Here is a 16,557-nt window from a genome sequence, read left to right as displayed (position 1 = left end):
GCAAGGAGTCATGCCGTGCGATTTCCCATGCGCTCGTTGATTGCGCGTTTCGCTGTTGCCGTTGCACTGCCGCTCGCCGCGTTGTCGTTTGTCGCTACCACTGCTGCTCCCGCGCATGCGCAGCAGATGCCGGCCGGCGCCAAACAGCCCAGCGAATTTCCGCGCGCGAAACTGACCGCGGGCATGTTCGTGATCGACGCCGCCGTCGCCGCGAACGACGCGGACCGCGAGCAAGGCCTCATGTATCGCACGAGTCTCGCGCCGAACGAAGGCATGCTGTTCGTCTTCGGCGAAAACGCCGTGCATTGCTTCTGGATGAAAAACACGCTGATCCCGCTGTCGATCGCGTTCATGCGCGCCGACGGCACGGTCACCGACATCGACGAGATGCAGGCCGAAACCACCAACAATCACTGCCCGAAGAACAACGGCGTGTATGCGTTGGAGATGAGCAAAGGCTGGTTCACGTCGAAAGGCATTAAACCGGGGATGAAGATCCAGGGCTTGCCGGCCGCGCAATAAAACTGCGCCCGCCGCGCGAAAACGCCGCCGCTTCGTCCCACCGCTTTCCAAGAGCCGGTGCCTTGTTCCAGGGCGCCGGCTTTTTTCTTTTCCGCGCCGCGGCATCGGCGGGCGGGCACAATCGCCGCGCCTGGCACCACATCGAAGCGCGCGGCACCGGCTGCCGAAGCCTTGCCAGCAGGCGTTCACGTCCGGCTGGCAAGATTCCTGCAAAAGACGGGCCGACGCGCTATCCTAGTAATCTTAGTAAAGCAGCATCCAGGCTCCCCGGGCAGCACAGACTGCCGCCCGGCAAGCGTTTCAGGCGCGCCATTCCAAGGAGGTTCACGTGCCCCGCAAGACTCCCATCGAGCGCTACCGGAATATCGGCATTAGCGCTCACATCGATGCCGGCAAAACCACCACCACTGAACGCATCCTGTTCTACACCGGCGTGACCCACAAGATCGGCGAGGTTCACGACGGTGCGGCAACGATGGACTGGATGGAACAGGAGCAGGAGCGCGGCATCACCATCACGTCGGCGGCCACCACCGCTTTCTGGAAGGGCATGGCCGGCAACTATCCGGAACACCGGATCAACATCATCGACACCCCCGGACACGTCGACTTCACGATCGAAGTGGAGCGCTCCATGCGCGTGCTCGACGGCGCGTGCATGGTGTACGACTCGGTCGGCGGCGTGCAACCGCAGTCGGAAACCGTGTGGCGCCAGGCGAACAAGTACAAGGTGCCGCGCATTGCGTTCGTCAACAAGATGGACCGCGTGGGCGCGGACTTCTTCCGCGTGCAGCGGCAGATCGGCGATCGCCTGAAGGGCAACGCGGTGCCGATCCAGATTCCGGTCGGCGCGGAAGATCATTTCCAGGGCGTGGTCGATCTGGTCAAGATGAAGGCGATTTACTGGGACGAAGAGAACCAGGGCATCAAGTTCGAATACCGTGATATTCCGCCGGAACTCGCGGCGACCGCGAAGGAATGGCACGACAAGATGGTCGAGGCCGCAGCAGAGGCGAACGAGGAATTGCTCGACAAATACCTCGGTGGCGAAACCCTGACCGAAGAGGAAATCAAGTACGGCATTCGCACGCGCTGCATCGCCAACGAAATCGTGCCGATGCTGTGCGGCAGCGCGTTCAAGAACAAGGGCGTGCAAGCCATGCTCGACGCGGTGATCGACTATCTGCCCTCGCCGGTCGACGTGCCCGCCATTACCGGTCACGACGAATACGACAAGGAAATCGAGCGCCATCCGAGCGACACCGATCCGTTCTCGGCGCTCGCCTTCAAGATCATGACCGACCCGTTCGTCGGCCAGTTGATCTTCTTCCGCGTCTATTCCGGTGTGGTGAATTCGGGCGACACGGTCTACAACGCCGTCAAGGAAAAGAAGGAACGCCTTGGCCGGATCTTGCAGATGCACGCCAACGAGCGCAAGGAAATCAAGGAAGTCTACGCGGGCGACATTGCCGCGGCCGTCGGCCTGAAAGAAGCGACCACGGGCGACACGCTGTGCGATCCGAACAACGTGATCATCCTCGAACGCATGATCTTCCCGGAGCCGGTGATCTCGCAGGCTGTCGAGCCGAAGACCAAGGTCGACCAGGAAAAGATGGGCATCGCGCTTAACCGTCTTGCCCAGGAAGATCCGTCGTTCCGCGTGCAGACGGATGAAGAATCCGGCCAGACGATCATCTCGGGCATGGGCGAATTGCACCTGGAAATTCTGGTCGATCGCATGAAGCGCGAGTTCGGCGTCGAGGCGACTGTCGGCAAGCCGCAGGTCGCGTATCGCGAGACGGTGCGCAACAAGGTCGAAGACGTCGAAGGCAAGTTCGTCAAGCAGTCGGGCGGCCGCGGTCAGTACGGCCACGCGGTGATCACGCTGGAGCCGGCGCCGCAAGGCAAGGGTTACGAGTTCGTCGACGCGATCAAGGGCGGCGTGATTCCCCGGGAATACATTCCGGCAGTCGACAAGGGCATCGTCGAAACGCTGAAGGCCGGCGTGCTGGCGGGCTACCCGGTGGTCGACGTGAAGGTGACGCTGACCTTCGGTTCGTACCACGACGTCGACTCGAACGAAAACGCGTTCCGCATGGCCGGCTCGATGGCCTTCAAGGAAGCGATGCGCAAAGCCAAGCCCGTGCTGCTCGAACCGATGATGGCCGTCGAGGTGGAAACGCCGGAAGACTTCATGGGCAACGTGATGGGCGATCTGTCGAGCCGTCGCGGCATGGTGCAAGGCATGGAAGACATCGCCGGCGGCGGCGGCAAGCTGGTGCGCGCCGAAGTGCCGCTCGCGGAAATGTTCGGTTACTCCACGTCGCTGCGTTCCGCGACCCAGGGCCGCGCGACCTACACGATGGAGTTCAAGCATTACGCGGAAACGCCGAACAACGTCGCCGAAGCCGTGATCAACGCGAAGCAGAAGTAAGCACAACGCCGAAGGCAGCACACGCCAACGGCTCGAAGCCCGTCCCCTGGGGACGGGCTTTTTTTCGTCCGCCGCGCCGCACACGGGGCTTCTTCACACGCACGTTTTTGAACATGCAAAAATGCCAGACGGCGCCGTGCCGAACGCCGGGATTCACGCCCTCGAGGAGACACATCATGAGCCAGGATCACGAACACCCGCATTACAAAGACGTGCCGCCGGCTGCGCCGGTCGATTGGCGCGAGCACGGCGTGAAGGTCATCAAAGGCGATCAGCTCGATAGCAACACCGCGCAGACGCCGGGCATGAATCGCGCGGCCGCGATCAACGCCGCACGCGTCGGCGCGCAGAAGATCTGGGCCGGCACCGTGACGATCCATCCGAATGCGAAAACCGGCGCGCATCATCATGGCGCGCTCGAAAGCGTGATCTACGTGGTACGCGGCCAGGCGCGCATGCGCTGGGGCGAGCATCTGGAGTTCACCGCCGAAGCCGGCCCCGGCGACTTCATCTTCGTGCCGCCGTATGTGCCGCATCAGGAAATCAACGCGAGCACCGACGCCCCGCTCGAATGCGTGCTGGTGCGCAGCGACAACGAAGCGGTGGTGGTCAATCTGAACATCGACGCCGTGGAACAGCCCGAGACGGTGTTCTGGGTCGATCCGATTCACAAGCATCCGCACGATCACTAACTCTGCCACGCGACTCATGACGCCGACCGCTTCCCTACGCCCACGCCTCTTCACGCTGTACGCCGTGCTGATCGCCGCCAATCTCGGCGCATGGGCGTGGGCACTGATCGCGTTTCGCCACTATCCGCTGCTGCTCGGCACCGCGCTGCTCGCCTATGGTTTCGGCCTGCGTCACGCGGTCGACGCGGATCACATCGCGGCGATCGACGCTGTCACGCGCAAGCTCATGCAAACCGGCAAGCGTCCGCTCGGCGTCGGGCTATCGTTTTCGCTAGGGCATTCGACGATCGTGATTCTGGCGACGATCGGCATCGCGTGGACCGCGCATTCGCTGCACGGCCGTTTCGAGACCTTCAAGGCGGTGGGCGGCACGATCGGCACGTTGGTGTCGGCGAGCTTTCTGCTGGTGCTCGCCGCCGTCAACCTCGTGATTCTGCGCGACGTGTGGCGCCGTTACCGGCACGTCCAACGCAGCGGCGAATTGCCTGCGCAAACGCCGGACTCGATTGCGCCGGCCGGTTTGCTGTCGCGCGCGCTGCGGCCGCTCTTCAGGCTCGTGACGAAAAGCTGGCACATGTACCCCGTCGGCGTGCTGTTCGGCCTCGGCTTCGATACCGCGACCGAGATCGGCCTGCTGGCGATCGCCGCATCGGAAGCCGGCAAAGGTCTGCCGCTTTATTCGATTCTCGTGTTCCCCGCGCTCTTCACAGCCGGCATGACACTCGTCGATTCGACCGACAACGTACTGATGGTCCACGCCTACGGCTGGGCCATGGACGACCCGAAACGCAAGCTCTACTACAACGCGAGCATCACCTTCGTCTCGGCGGTGGTGGCGATTGTGATCGGCGGCGTCGAGGCGCTGGGTCTGCTGTCGGACAAGCTCGGTCTGAACGGCGGCGTGTGGGATGCGGTGGCCAGCATGAACGAGCGCTTTGGTGTACTGGGTTACGGCATCGTCGCGATGTTCATGGCGTGCTGGATCGGCTCGGTGCTGTTCCATCGCTGGCGGCGCCCAGTTGCGGTCGCGCGGTAAATCCAACACCGGCCGCGCGATACGATCGGTAAGCTTTCCATTCGCAGCATTAGCCGTTGCGCTGCTGCGGCGGTGGGCGTACCGGGCATGCCTCGCGCCGCGGCCATACAGAGCGTTGTGGTGACGATACACACCAGCCCTTTTAGTCCCCAATCGGGACCCCGGCAGCGCCGCAAGCGCTCCGAATCCACGGGCAATCGCTTACACTGAACCCGCTTCGCCTCGTCACTTTCGTCATTGCAATACCGTCGCCCTGTCGCGCGCATCTGGCGCGGCCCTTCAGAACCGGCAACAGAACGGACTGGACACTCCATCGATGAAGACTCCCGCGGACCGATTTCTCGCACTCGACGCAGCCCGCCTCACCGCCGACGCCTACGGCAACCACGCCATCGACGAATTCCTCGCCGGCCGCATCACGCGCCGCGATCTGCTGCGCTATGCCAGCGTGATCGGTTTGTCGCTGGTGGGCGGCGGCGTGCTGAATGCGCCGCGAGCCCGCGCGCAAGGCACCGCCGGCGCGTCGAATCAGACGATCCGCGTGGCTCACCTGACGCCTGCGGGCGCCGTCGATCCGCTCACGGTGACGGACGCCGCGAGTCTCGCGCTACTGAATCAGACCGGCGAATTCCTGATCGACGACGACGGCGAAAAGCTCGTGCTGAAGCCGGCGCTCGCTCTGTCGTGGAAGCCGAACGACAAGGGCGACGTGTGGACCTTCAAGCTGCGTCCGAACGTCAAGTTCCACGACGGCCAGCCGTTCACCGCCAAAGACGTGGCCGCCACGTTCGACCGCCTCGCCGATCCGGCCAGCGGCTCGGCCGCGCTGTCCGTACTCAAGGGCGTGCTGTCGAAAGGCGGCGCGAAGGTGGTGGACGACCAGACGATCGCGTTTCATCTGGATGCGCCGAACGGCAACTTCCCCTATTACGTTTCCTCGGACAATTACAACGCCGTGATCCTGCCCGCGAACTATGCGGGCGGTTATGAAAAGAGCTTCATCGGCACGGGTCCGTTCAAGCTCGAAAAGTATCAGGCTAAGGTGGGCGCATCGTTCGTGCGTAATCCCGACTATTGGGGCGACAAAGCGCTACCACAACGCGTACAGTTCTCCTTCTACTCCGACGAACAGGCGCAGTTACTCGCGCTGCAAGGCCATCAGGCGGATGTGATGGGCACCTTCACCGTGCAGGGCGGCGCCGGCATTCTGAACAATCCGGATTACAAGGCCGTGGGTGTGAAGTCGAGCGCGCATCGGCAGATTCACATGCGCAACGACAATCCGTTGTTCAAGGACAAGCGTGTGCGCCAGGCGCTGGCGTTGTCGCTCGATCGCGACGTGCTGGTGCGCGGCCTTTTCAAAGGGCGCGCGCAACTCGGCAACGACAGTCCGTTCGCTCCCGTGTTTCCGTCGTCGGATGCGGGCGTGCCGCAACGCAAGATCGACGTCGCGAAGGCCAAGCAACTGCTTGCGCAAGCGGGCGTGCCGAACGGCTTCGACGTGACGCTGACCACCGAAAAATACATGGAGATTCCCGATCTCGCGGTGGTCGTGCAGAACGCGGCGAAGGCCATCGGCGTGCGCATCAATCTGAAGGTGGAGAGCCAGTCGCTCTATTACGGCGCGGGCACGCCGGGCAAATCGGATTGGCTGGATTCGCCGCTCGGCATCACCGACTACGGTCATCGCGGTGTGCCGAATGTGTTCCTGAATGCGCCGCTCACGAGCACCGGCACGTGGAACGCCGCGCACTTCAAAAATCCGCAATACGATCAACTGGTCGCGCAATTCGTCGCCGCTATCGATCTCGGCTCGCAGAAGAAGATCTCCGGGCAAATCCAGACGCTGCTGCTCGACGAGACGCCTATCATCATTCCGTTCTTCTACGATCAACTGATCGCCATGCGCAAGGGTGTGAACGGCGTGCGCTTCACCGCGCTCGCGCAACTCTATTTCGACCGCGCGGTGTTGAGCGCGTAAGCGCAGGCGTTTCGGCAGGAGAGCACGATGTCGACCACGGTGACCCCTTCCGCTCCCTCTGCGCCGAACGGCAATGCGGGCCGCGTCGTGCGGTTTCTGGCGACGCGCGTCGGCTTGTCGGCGATCACACTGTGGCTGCTCTCGGTGATCGTGTTCGCGGGCGGGCAGCTTCTGCCCGGCGATATCGGCCGCGCGGTCCTCGGGCCGCTCGCCGATGCGCGCGCGGTCGCCGCGCTCAATCATCAACTCGGCGCGGACCGGCCGCTCATGACGCAATACATCGAGTGGATTTCGCATTTCGTGCGCGGCGATATGGGGCTGTCTTATGCGTATCGCGAGCCGGTCGGGCCGTTTATCGCCGAGGCGCTCGCGCATTCCGCCAAGCTCGGCCTGCTGGCGTTCATCGTGGTCGTGCCGCTCGGCATTGCGGGCGGCGTGTGGTCGGCCATGCACGCGGGACGCTGGCTCGATCGCACGATCAGCATTGCCGGATTGTCGGCGACGGTGGTGCCGGAATTCGTTTCGTCGATCGTGCTGATTCTCGTGTTTGGCGTGTGGCTGCGCTGGCTGCCGATCGAAGCGTCGTATCCGCCCGAAGCGAGCGCACTCGAACAGTTGCGCCATCTGGTGCTGCCGGTGCTGCCGCTCGTGCTGGTGTTCTTCGGCTATATCGCGAGAATGGCGCGCGCCGGCACCGTCGAAGCGCTCGATGCGGACTACACGCGCACCGCGATTCTCAAAGGCCTGCCGCGCCATATCGTGATCTGGCGGCACGTGTTGCGCAATGCGTTGCTGCCCACCATCACGGTCGCCGCCACGCAACTCGGTTATATGATCGGCGGCCTCGTGGTGGTCGAGACGCTGTTCCACTATCAGGGCATCGGCTCGCTGATCTACAACGCCGCCAAAGCCAAGGACTTTCCGATGCTCGAGGCGGGCGTGCTCACGATCGGCGTGGTCTACACGGTCGCTAACCTCGTTGCCGACGCGCTGCATGTCCTGCTCAATCCGCGGCTGCGGGTAAGGAGCGCCGAATGAGCACTATCGTTCCGCCGACGCCACGTGTCGCTGCCGAGCCGCGCTTCGACCAGTTGCGCGTGCTGCTGCGCTCGCCCACTTTCGTGGTCGGCGTGGTGATCGTCACGTGGTGGATCGTCTGTGCCATTGCCGGGCAGTGGATCGTACGCATCGATCCGTACGCGTCCGATCCACTCAACTCGCTAACGCCGCCCGACAGCACGCATTGGTTCGGCACCGACCAACTCGGACGCGACGTGTTCTCGCGCGTGATCGTCGGCGCGCGCGACATTCTCACCATCGCGCCGCTCGCGACTTTGCTGGGCACGGTAGCGGGTACCGCTTTGGGCTTGATCGTCGGCTACTTCGAAGGCTGGGTCGACAACGTGGTCGGACGCGCGATCGACGCCGTGCTCGCGCTGCCGCTCGTGATCGTCGCGCTGCTCGCGCTGGCCGCGGTCGGCGCGTCGAACTTCACCGTCATCCTCGTGATCGGCATCACGTTCACACCCATCACCGCGCGCACCGTGCGCGCCGCCGTATTCGCCGAACGGCATCTCGACTATGTCGCCGCGGCGCAGCTGCGCGGCGAACGCGCGCCCTACATCATGTTCGCCGAGATCCTGCCGAACGTGCTGCCGCCCATCATCGTCGAAGCGACGGTGCGGCTCGGTTACGCGATCTTCGCGGTCGCCACGCTATCGTTTCTCGGCTTCGGCATTCAGCCGCCGTCGGCCGATTGGGGTCTCGCGCTGTCCGAGTCGTACACGCTGATGGCGGGCGGCGCGTGGTGGACCGTCGTATTCGCGGCCGGCGCGATTGCCAGCCTGGTGGTCGGCGTGAATCTGATCGCCGACAGCGTGCAAGGCGTGCTCGACCGATGAACGGCCCGCCGCCCTCCTCGTTCCCCGCCTTCGACGTCTCGAAGAGCGACCGCACGGACGCGCTGACCGTCGTCGGTCTGACGGTCACGTACCGCATGCGCGGACGCGATCGCGAAGTGCTGCAGGACATTTCGTTTCGCGTGCGGCGCGGCGAAGCGTACGGCCTCGTCGGCGAGTCCGGCTGCGGCAAGTCGACGGTCGCGATGGCTGCGCTGCGCTATCTGCCGCGTAACGGCAAAGTGAAGGCCGGCAAGATCATCATCGCCGGCGAGGACGTGCAGAAGCTCAACGCCGACGCGTTGCGCAACATGCGCGCGAATGCGATTTCGATGGTCTATCAGGATCCGGGGCGCGCGCTGAACCCGTCGCTGACGATCGCGCGTCAGGTCTCCGAGGCGTTCGAAGCCGCCGGTGTCGCGCGCGATGAAGCGTTGCGGCGCACACATGAGATGCTGCAGCGCGTGCGCATCGCATCGCCCGAGCGGGTGATGGAGAGCTATCCGCATCAACTGTCGGGCGGCATGCAACAACGCGTGGTGATCGCGATGGCGCTCGCCTCGAACCCCGCGCTGCTGATTCTCGACGAACCGACCACCGGCCTCGACGCTACCGTCGAAGCGGAAGTGCTCGACCTCGTCGCGCAGTTGCGCAAGGAACTCGGCACGGCGGTGCTGTTCATCAGCCACAACCTCGCGGTGATCGGGCGGATGTGCGAACGCGTCGGCGTGCTTTACGCGGGCAAACTGGTCGAGGAAGGCGCGACGCAAGATGTCTTCACGCGGCCGCGCCATCCCTATACGGTCGGACTGTTGCGCTGTTTGCCCACGGCCGGGCGCAGCAAAGACAGCGAGCGGCTCGACACGATTGCAGGCAGTCTGCCCTTGCCGGGTTCGGTCACGCAGGGCTGCATCTACGCGGACCGTTGCCGCCTCGCCGACGACCGCTGCCGCCGTGAAGCGCCGCCGCCGTATCGCGTGAGCGCCGCGCGCGGCGATCAGATGTCGCGCTGCCATTACCACGAACGCGCGATCGAATTGCCCCGTGCGAGCGCGGAAGCGTTGCCCGAGCGCAATGGCGCGTCGATCGACGGCAAGCCGCCTGCTCTCGTGCTGCGCGCAGAAAAACTCTCGAAGACATTTCACGTGTCCGGTGCCCCGCTACGCGCGGTCGACAATGTCTCAATCGATCTCGCTAGCGGCGAGACGCTCGGGCTTGTCGGCGAATCGGGCAGCGGCAAGACGACGCTCGCCAAGCTGATGCTCGGCCTGCTCACGCCGGATGCCGGCAGCGTGCTCGAACTCGACGGCGCCCCGCTCGCCGCGCGCGTCACGCGGCGCAACAACGATCAGGTCAAGTCCCTGCAGATCGTCTTTCAGAATCCGGACTCGGCGCTCAATCGGGCGCATTCGGTGAAGCGGCTGATCGGCCGTGCGCTGTCGCGCCTCACCACGCTGCGTGGGCCGGCAATCGACGAACGGCTCGCCACATTGACGGCCGCCGTGCGGTTGCCGGAGCGCTATCTCGGCTCGCGCACGCGGCAACTGTCCGGCGGGCTCAAACAGCGTGTGGCGATTGCCCGCGCGTTCGCCGGCGAGCCGCGCGTGGTGGTCTGCGACGAACCGACTTCCGCGCTCGACGTCTCCGTGCAGGCCGCGATCCTGAACCTGCTCGCCGATCTGCAGCGCGAGCGGGGCGTCAGTTACGTTTTCATCTCGCACGACCTGCATGTGGTTCGCTATCTGTCCGATCGCATCGCGGTGCTGTATCTGGGCCGGCTGCTGGAAATCGGACCGGCTGCCGCCGTGTTCGAAGGACCGCATCATCCTTATACGGAAGCATTGCTGTCATCGGTGCCGACACTCGATGGTCACGGTGGCGCGACCCGCATCCGCCTGTCCGGCGATTTGCCGAGCGCGGCATCGCCGCCGTCCGGCTGCGTGTTCCACACGCGCTGCCCGCGCAAGCTCGGCGCGATCTGCGAACAGCAAGACCCGCCGTTCGCCGATGCAAGCGAAGGCAACGCAGCAACGCCGTCCGCGCATCGAATCCGCTGCCACATCCCCGTCGACGAATTGCGCGCGCTGCAAACCGCATCACGCGGTGAGGCTGGAAAAGTCACGGGCAAAGTTCCTGACAAAGGCTCGGAAAACGCGCCCGAGAACGCCGGCCGTAACGAATAACACGGCATAGCGCGGCATCGAGCCCTCGCGTTTCAACGCCGAAACGTTTTCCCGTGTTTTTTCAAGCGGCGGTGGAAGCAGTGGCGGCGGAAGCGGCGGCTGCGGTTGCGGAGGCTCCAGCGGCGCTGGCGCAGGTGGCGGTAAAGGCGGTGGCTTTGGCGGTGGTTTCGGCGGTGGTTTCGGCGGTGGTAAAGGTGGTGGTTTTGGCGGCGGCTTCGGTGGCGGTTTCGGCGGAGGCTTTGGCGGAGGCTTCGGCGGCGGTCACGGAGGCAAGGGTGGCGGCGGTAACGGTGGTGGCAATGGTGGAGGGAACGGACACTAGCAATCGCCCGGTCTCTGGTTAGGGTGCCCCCCGCGCCCTAACGTCACCAATGTCACGTTCCGGTTTGCCGTTCGCTGTCCGCCGGCATCGGCGGTGATGTCTCGATCCCCCGGTCGAGCGTCACCGCCCGAGGCCGGTTGGTTTGAGCGATCCACATAAGCGGGCCGATAACCTGCGGTGATGCAGATTCGGACCGCACACTCAAACCGCGCACGCCGAAGCGCTCGCAGGCAGCTATAGCTCGAACAATCGGCCGCCCGTGCGCGCGTAACCGGAACCAAACCGAAGCGATCGCCTCATATCAGATTCAACGTTCGATATGAGGGCACCACAACATGCAACGAAACGTCCCCCCCTCTGCAGCACGCGTGGTCACCAGCTTGTTGATGGCTGCCACGCTCAGCGTCGCATCGCTCGCTCATGCGCAAACGGCAGCGCAAACACCAACGCAAACAGCGCCAGCGGCTCAGCCGCTCTCACCGACATTGTCGCAAGCCGCACCGCCGGTCGATCCCACCTTCTCCGCGTATTCGCTTGCTCAGACCTGCAAGCGGAAGAACGACAACGTCGCGCAAGGCCAATGCGTCGGCGCGATTCGCGGCATCATCCACGGCTATCAGTACGGCGTGCTGTTCCTCAGTCAGCGCACCGCGTTGCCGGCCAATGAAACGCAGCGCGTGTCGCTGTGCCTGCGCAATACGCAGGTGTCGTCGATCGTCGACGAATTCGTCGCGGACGCCGCCCAGGTCAATGAAGATTCGCTCAAGCACACCCCCGCGGAAGTCGCGGTGCTCGGCTCCGTGCACATGCACCACGGCTGCAATTGACGAGGCGCGCGCGGCGCCCCGCTACGCTTACAGCATTTCGAGCGGACGCTTGCCGCGCGGCGGCTTGAAATAAGCGTCGATAGCGGCCAGTTCGTCCGCGCCGAGTTGCAGTTGCGAAGCGCGATGGTTGTCGCGCACGTGCTCGACGCGCGCCGCCTTCGGAATCGCGAACACGCCGGGCTGGCGCAGCACCCATGCGAGCGCCACCTGGAACACCGAGACGCCACGCGCGTCGGCGATATCGTCGAGCGGCGAGCGCTTCGGCAGGCGCGCATGATCGACCGGACTGTACGCCATGCCCGGCATCTTGCGCGCGGCGAGCCACGGCAGCAGATCGAACTCCGGCCCGCGGCGCGCCACGTTGTAGAGAATCTGATTCGTTGCGCAGGCATCGCCGCCCGGCGTGGCGACGAGTTCTTCCATGTCCTCGGTGTCGAAATTACTAACGCCCCAATGGCGGATCTTGCCGGCCCCGCGCAATGCCTCGAAGCCCTCGACCGTTTCCGCGAGCGGCACCGAGCCGCGCCAGTGCAGCAGATACAGATCGAGTTGATCGGTCTTCAAACGCTTGAGACTCTGCTCGCAGGCCGCAATCACGCCGCGCCGGCTGGCGTTGTGCGGATAAACCTTGCTGACCAGAAACACCTTGTCGCGCAAGCCGGCGAGCGCGTCGCCCAGCAGCGATTCGGTCGCGCCGTCGCCGTACATTTCCGCCGTATCGATCAACGTCATGCCGCATTCGATGCCGCAACGCAGCGCGTCGATTTCGGCGGCACGCCGCGCCGGCTTTTCGCCCATCTCCCAGGTGCCCTGACCCAGTTTCGGAATGTGTTCGCCGTCGGGCAGGCTCACGCTTGCGATGTCGCTCGTCATGCTGACTCCTCGAAGTGGCTCAATGGTCGGCAAAGCCGCTGCGCAGACGAATGCGCGCCACATGCCACGAAAATCATAGCGACGAGTTTAGCGGTTCAATCGGCATTCGATCGGCCACCAGGCAAAAGCCCGCTATAACACAACGCGCCGATGTCATAGAATTGCCGCTTGCCCTTCTTGCGTGAGTTCCATGACCTCTGCCTCGGAAGACCGCTGGCGCGACCTGCGCCCGGACCCGGAAAACGACACGCCGCTATATCTGCAACTGGCTCGCAAACTCGGCGCCGCCATCCACGAGAACCGCTGGAACGCGGGCGAGGCACTGCCCTCGGAGCGTGTGCTCTCCGAGGCGCTCGGCGTATCGCGGATCACTTCGCGCAAGGCGATTGCCTTGCTGGTCGAGCAGGGCTTGATTCGGCGCACTCAGGGCGCGGGCAGTTTCATCACACCACGCTACGAAGATCCGCTATCGCGTCTGTCGAGCTTTAGCGAAATGCTGCGGCGACGAGGCTTTACGCCGAGTTCGAAGTGGCTCTCGCGCGAAATTTTGCCGGCTAATCGCGACGAAGTGATTCAGCTCGGCTTGTCGCCGGCAGCGGCGGTGACGCGGTTGCGGCGCCTGCGGATGGCCGACGGCATTGTGATGGCGGTTGAGAACTCCACCTTCCCCGCCGCGGTGATTCCCGATCCTCAAGCGATCGGCGATTCGCTGTACACGTATCTGGAGAATCGTGGACTGACGATTGTCCGCGCCTTGCAGCATTTCCGCGCGGTGAACGCGAGCGAGGAAATCGCGCAGCAGATGAGCATCGCGCCGAACGAGGCGCTGCTGTTGATCACGCGTGTGGGCTACACCGCCGATCAGCGGGCGATCGAATTGACCGACACGTACTGCCGCAACGATTACTACGACTTTGTCGCGGAGTTGAGGAAGTAGGTGGTCGGGTCTTATGCGCTGTGTGCGGGGCATGCGCCGGTTGTGTATCGGCACGCGCCTCGCCAAGGGCAGCAGTTACTTTAAGTCCTCACTCCCACTTAGCCTCATGCGCGCCCACTCGGGTCGGCGGCAGCGCGAAATACGCAGGCGTCTCGTCCAAAGCCTCAGCCGGCTGCACGCCCAGCACGCGTCCAAACTCCGACTCCACGGTAGCGACGCAATCGCGCACATCCTCGAGCGTGACGTCAGGCGCTTTCCAGCCCTCGGGAATTTGCCCGAACGACTGCAGCCACCGGCCCGTTTGCGCGAGCGAGACGCGCACATGCCAGCTGCCGCCTTCTGTAGCCCGCCGCGCCAACGCGGCCATTGCGCCGAAAGCTGCCAGATAACCGGTCGCATGATCCAGCGCCTGACACGGCAAATGCTTGGGCTCGTTCCATCCCGCCGCCTGCCGCTCAGTAAAGGCAATCCCGCTCGCCGACTGCACGAGACTATCGAACCCGCGCCGTTGAGCCCACGGTCCCTCGTGCCCATACGCGGACACTGAAACATAGACGATCCCAGGCCGCACACGCGCCAGTTCCTCGGGACCGAAACCGCGCGCGGCCAGCGCGCCCGGGCGATATGCCTGCAGAAATACATCGGCGTCGGCAGCGAGACCGCGCAAAACCTCGCGCCCTGCCGCGTCGCGTAGATCGGCCAGAGCCGAACGCTTGCCGCGCCCGTTGTCGATCACCAGCGGCGCGATATTCGGCAGATGCGGCCCGTTGACCATCAACACGTCCGCGCCGTGCTGCGCGAGTGCCCGCCCGGCCACCGGCCCGGCGATGATGCGCGACAGGTCCAGCACGCGCACGCCCGCCAGCGGCCGATCCACGCCGCCCTTGCGTGGCGGCTCGGCCGGCGCGTCGCCAATGCGCTCGATCTCGAAGAGCGGCAAGCCCGCAATCGCTTTCGCCTGATCGAGCGCGGCCCACTCGTCGGGCGTGCGAATCAACGCCGCGCAGAGGCCGGCGTCGGCGAGCGTCTGGTCGAGCCGCGCGCCGTCCCAATCGCGAATTGCGGCAGCCACGGCCGCAGGATCGTTCTCGCAGCCGAGCACCTGCAATACGCCCTGGAGATGATGCGCGAAGTTCGTGTGCAGTTGAATCCAGCGGCCGTCGCGCGTCTCGTAGAAACCCGTCACCGGATCGCGCAAGGCGGGCGGCGGTCCGTCGTCGACACGCAAGTAGCGCTCGCTGCGAAACGACGCCAGCGCGCGCCGCATTTCCACGGTCACATGCTGCCTGCGTCCGGTGCGCAACCGCTGGTATTCGGCCGCCGCAAGGCCGGTCGCGGCAATGCTCGCCGAGGCCAGGCTGCCGACCCGGTAGACCGACGGCAAGCCCGGATCGGCGCCGGTCAGCGTCACGGAATGCAGTGCCGTCGGATCGCACCCGGCGAGCGTCCAGATATGTTTGAGAGCGAGTTCAGGTGTCATGTCGTCCCTAGCAAAGCAGGAAGAAGTGAACCGAGTCTAGAATTTCGCCCCGTCGCAATCAATCTTGATTATGATAATCAATATATATTGATTTCTTCGGTTTCCGCACTTTTCCATGCCGACCCATGCCGACTTCAAACTCCCTGACCGCCGCTGAAGCCGCCGCGACACTCGGCATCAGCTTGCCCACGCTCTACGCGTATGTGAGCCGCGGCATCCTGAGTTCGTCGCCGGATGCGCAGGGCAAGCATCGTCTCTACGACGCCGGCGAAGTGCGACGCCTCGCGCGCCGCAAGGAAGACGGCAAGCGCGCGGGCAAGGTCGCGCAGAAGGTGTTGGACTGGGGCGTGCCGGTGCTCGAATCGTCCATCACGCTGGTCGCCGATGGGCGTCTGCTGTATCGCGGGCACGATGCGATCGAACTGGCGCAAAGCGCGTCGCTCGAGGACATCGCGGCGCTGCTGTGGGAATGCAGCACAAGGCGTATTACCGATGCGCCGGCCGTGCCGTTCGCCACCGCCCAGTGGGCCGCGTGGCTCAAGCTCTGGGGCGACAGCACGCCGCTCGATCGCGCGCTCGTGCTGTTGCCGGCCGCCGCGGCGCAAATGCCGCGGGTGTGGGCGCTCGGCCGCGACGCGCAACTCGATACGGCCTGTGCCGTCATGCGCCTGCTGGCCGCCGCGATGATCTCGGCGGCGCCGTCGAACGAACCGCTGCATCGGCAACTGGCTTTAGCGTGGCATGTGCGTAATCGCCAGCAGGCCGGCTTGCTGCGCGCGGCGCTGGTGGCCTGCGCGGATCATGAATTGAATGCGTCGACCTTCACGGTGCGCTGCATCACGTCGACGGGGACGCATCTGTTCGGCGCGGTGGCGGGCGGTCTTGCCGCCTTGTCGGGACCGCGGCATGGCGGCGAAACGGTGCGCATCGCCGCGTTGCTCGAAGAAGCGTCGCGCGCGCCGGATCTCGACCGCTATCTGGCGAACCGTCTCGCCCGCGTCGAACACGGCGCGCATGGGCCAGTGCTGTCGGGCTTCGGTCACCAGCTTTATCCGGACGGCGACCCGAGGGCGCGGCTGTTGTTGGCCATGCTCGCCGACTGCGCGCCGGCGCGTTCGCCGTTGCCTGAAGTGCTGGGACTGGTGCGCACGGTGCGCGACACGACCGGCGCGGAGCCGACGGTGGACTTCGCGCTCGCCGCCATCGAGCGAGTGCTGGCGTTGCCGGCTGGCGCCGCCTTCACGCTGTTCGCAGTCGGCCGAGTGGTCGGCTGGATTGCGCACGCCATGGAACAGACGCGCGACGGCCGCCTGATCCGGCCGCGCGCGCGTTACATCGGGGAATATGAGGCTGCCGGGCCGGACTGAGGCGC

At 64.7% G+C, this 16,557-nt stretch carries 14 protein-coding genes; 11 read left to right on the top strand and 3 right to left on the bottom strand.

Features of this window, described 5'->3' with window-relative positions; all coding sequences use genetic code 11:
* Positions 1–15 precede the first annotated feature (15 nt).
* The 8 genes from B0G74_RS01620 (at position 16) to B0G74_RS01585 (ending at position 10,746) form a co-directional block, all read left to right on the top strand.
* Positions 16–522: a DUF192 domain-containing protein gene (locus tag B0G74_RS01620; protein ID WP_132373381.1), complete on the top strand. Its 507-nt coding sequence runs from the start codon at positions 16–18 to the stop codon at positions 520–522.
* A 328-nt stretch (positions 523–850) separates the two neighbouring features.
* On the top strand, positions 851–2,956 hold the full coding sequence (gene fusA, locus B0G74_RS01615) for an elongation factor G (RefSeq protein WP_132373380.1): 2,106 nt from the start codon (positions 851–853) through the stop codon (positions 2,954–2,956).
* A gap of 176 nt (positions 2,957–3,132) precedes the next feature.
* Entirely contained in the window at positions 3,133–3,648 is a 516-nt protein-coding gene (locus tag B0G74_RS01610) for a cupin domain-containing protein (protein ID WP_132373379.1), read from the top strand.
* 16 nt (positions 3,649–3,664) lie between these two features.
* Complete coding sequence (locus B0G74_RS01605) at positions 3,665–4,684, top strand: HoxN/HupN/NixA family nickel/cobalt transporter (protein WP_132373378.1); 1,020 nt, start codon at positions 3,665–3,667, stop codon at positions 4,682–4,684.
* Positions 4,685–5,000: 316 nt separating this feature from the next.
* Complete coding sequence (locus B0G74_RS01600; protein ID WP_132373377.1) at positions 5,001–6,665, top strand: ABC transporter substrate-binding protein; 1,665 nt, start codon at positions 5,001–5,003, stop codon at positions 6,663–6,665.
* Positions 6,666–6,692: 27 nt separating this feature from the next.
* Positions 6,693–7,703 carry an ABC transporter permease gene (locus B0G74_RS01595; RefSeq protein ID WP_132373376.1) on the top strand — a complete coding sequence of 337 codons (1,011 nt, stop codon included), beginning with the start codon at positions 6,693–6,695 and terminating at the stop codon, positions 7,701–7,703.
* On the top strand, positions 7,700–8,566 hold the full coding sequence (locus tag B0G74_RS01590; protein ID WP_132373375.1) for an ABC transporter permease: 867 nt from the start codon (positions 7,700–7,702) through the stop codon (positions 8,564–8,566). Before B0G74_RS01595 ends, B0G74_RS01590 begins: the two co-directional genes overlap by 4 nt.
* Complete coding sequence (locus tag B0G74_RS01585; protein WP_132373374.1) at positions 8,563–10,746, top strand: ABC transporter ATP-binding protein; 2,184 nt, start codon at positions 8,563–8,565, stop codon at positions 10,744–10,746. The genes B0G74_RS01590 and B0G74_RS01585 overlap by 4 nt, the downstream gene beginning before the upstream one ends.
* A 61-nt stretch (positions 10,747–10,807) precedes the next feature.
* Here the strand turns inward: B0G74_RS01585 and B0G74_RS45605 are convergent, their stop codons facing one another.
* Positions 10,808–11,065: a hypothetical protein gene (locus B0G74_RS45605; RefSeq protein WP_165923799.1), complete on the bottom strand. Its 258-nt coding sequence runs from the start codon at positions 11,063–11,065 to the stop codon at positions 10,808–10,810.
* Positions 11,066–11,403: 338 nt separating this feature from the next.
* Here B0G74_RS45605 and B0G74_RS01575 point away from each other — a divergent pair, with 338 nt between their 5' ends.
* Positions 11,404–11,895 carry a hypothetical protein gene (locus tag B0G74_RS01575; RefSeq protein WP_132373373.1) on the top strand — a complete coding sequence of 164 codons (492 nt, stop codon included), beginning with the start codon at positions 11,404–11,406 and terminating at the stop codon, positions 11,893–11,895.
* A 27-nt stretch (positions 11,896–11,922) separates the two neighbouring features.
* Here B0G74_RS01575 and B0G74_RS01570 read toward each other — a convergent pair whose 3' ends face one another.
* Positions 11,923–12,768: an aldo/keto reductase gene (locus B0G74_RS01570; RefSeq protein WP_132373372.1), complete on the bottom strand. Its 846-nt coding sequence runs from the start codon at positions 12,766–12,768 to the stop codon at positions 11,923–11,925.
* Positions 12,769–12,958: 190 nt separating this feature from the next.
* On the opposite strand from B0G74_RS01570, the gene B0G74_RS01565 reads away from it, so the two are divergent.
* Positions 12,959–13,705: a GntR family transcriptional regulator gene (locus B0G74_RS01565; RefSeq protein ID WP_012434145.1), complete on the top strand. Its 747-nt coding sequence runs from the start codon at positions 12,959–12,961 to the stop codon at positions 13,703–13,705.
* A gap of 88 nt (positions 13,706–13,793) precedes the next feature.
* Here the strand turns inward: B0G74_RS01565 and B0G74_RS01560 are convergent, their stop codons facing one another.
* Positions 13,794–15,185 carry a CoA transferase gene (locus tag B0G74_RS01560; RefSeq protein ID WP_132373371.1) on the bottom strand — a complete coding sequence of 464 codons (1,392 nt, stop codon included), beginning with the start codon at positions 15,183–15,185 and terminating at the stop codon, positions 13,794–13,796.
* 125 nt (positions 15,186–15,310) lie between these two features.
* Between B0G74_RS01560 and B0G74_RS01555 the strand changes: the two genes are divergently transcribed.
* Positions 15,311–16,552 (top strand): citrate/2-methylcitrate synthase, encoded by a 1,242-nt coding sequence (locus B0G74_RS01555; protein WP_132373370.1) that lies wholly within the window; start codon positions 15,311–15,313, stop codon positions 16,550–16,552.
* The last annotated feature ends 5 nt before the right edge of the window (positions 16,553–16,557 follow it).

Origin of the sequence: Paraburkholderia sp. BL9I2N2 (genome assembly GCF_004339745.1) — a bacterium.
Lineage (GTDB): Bacteria > Pseudomonadota > Gammaproteobacteria > Burkholderiales > Burkholderiaceae > Paraburkholderia.
This window is presented reverse-complemented; position numbering and strand designations above follow the sequence as displayed.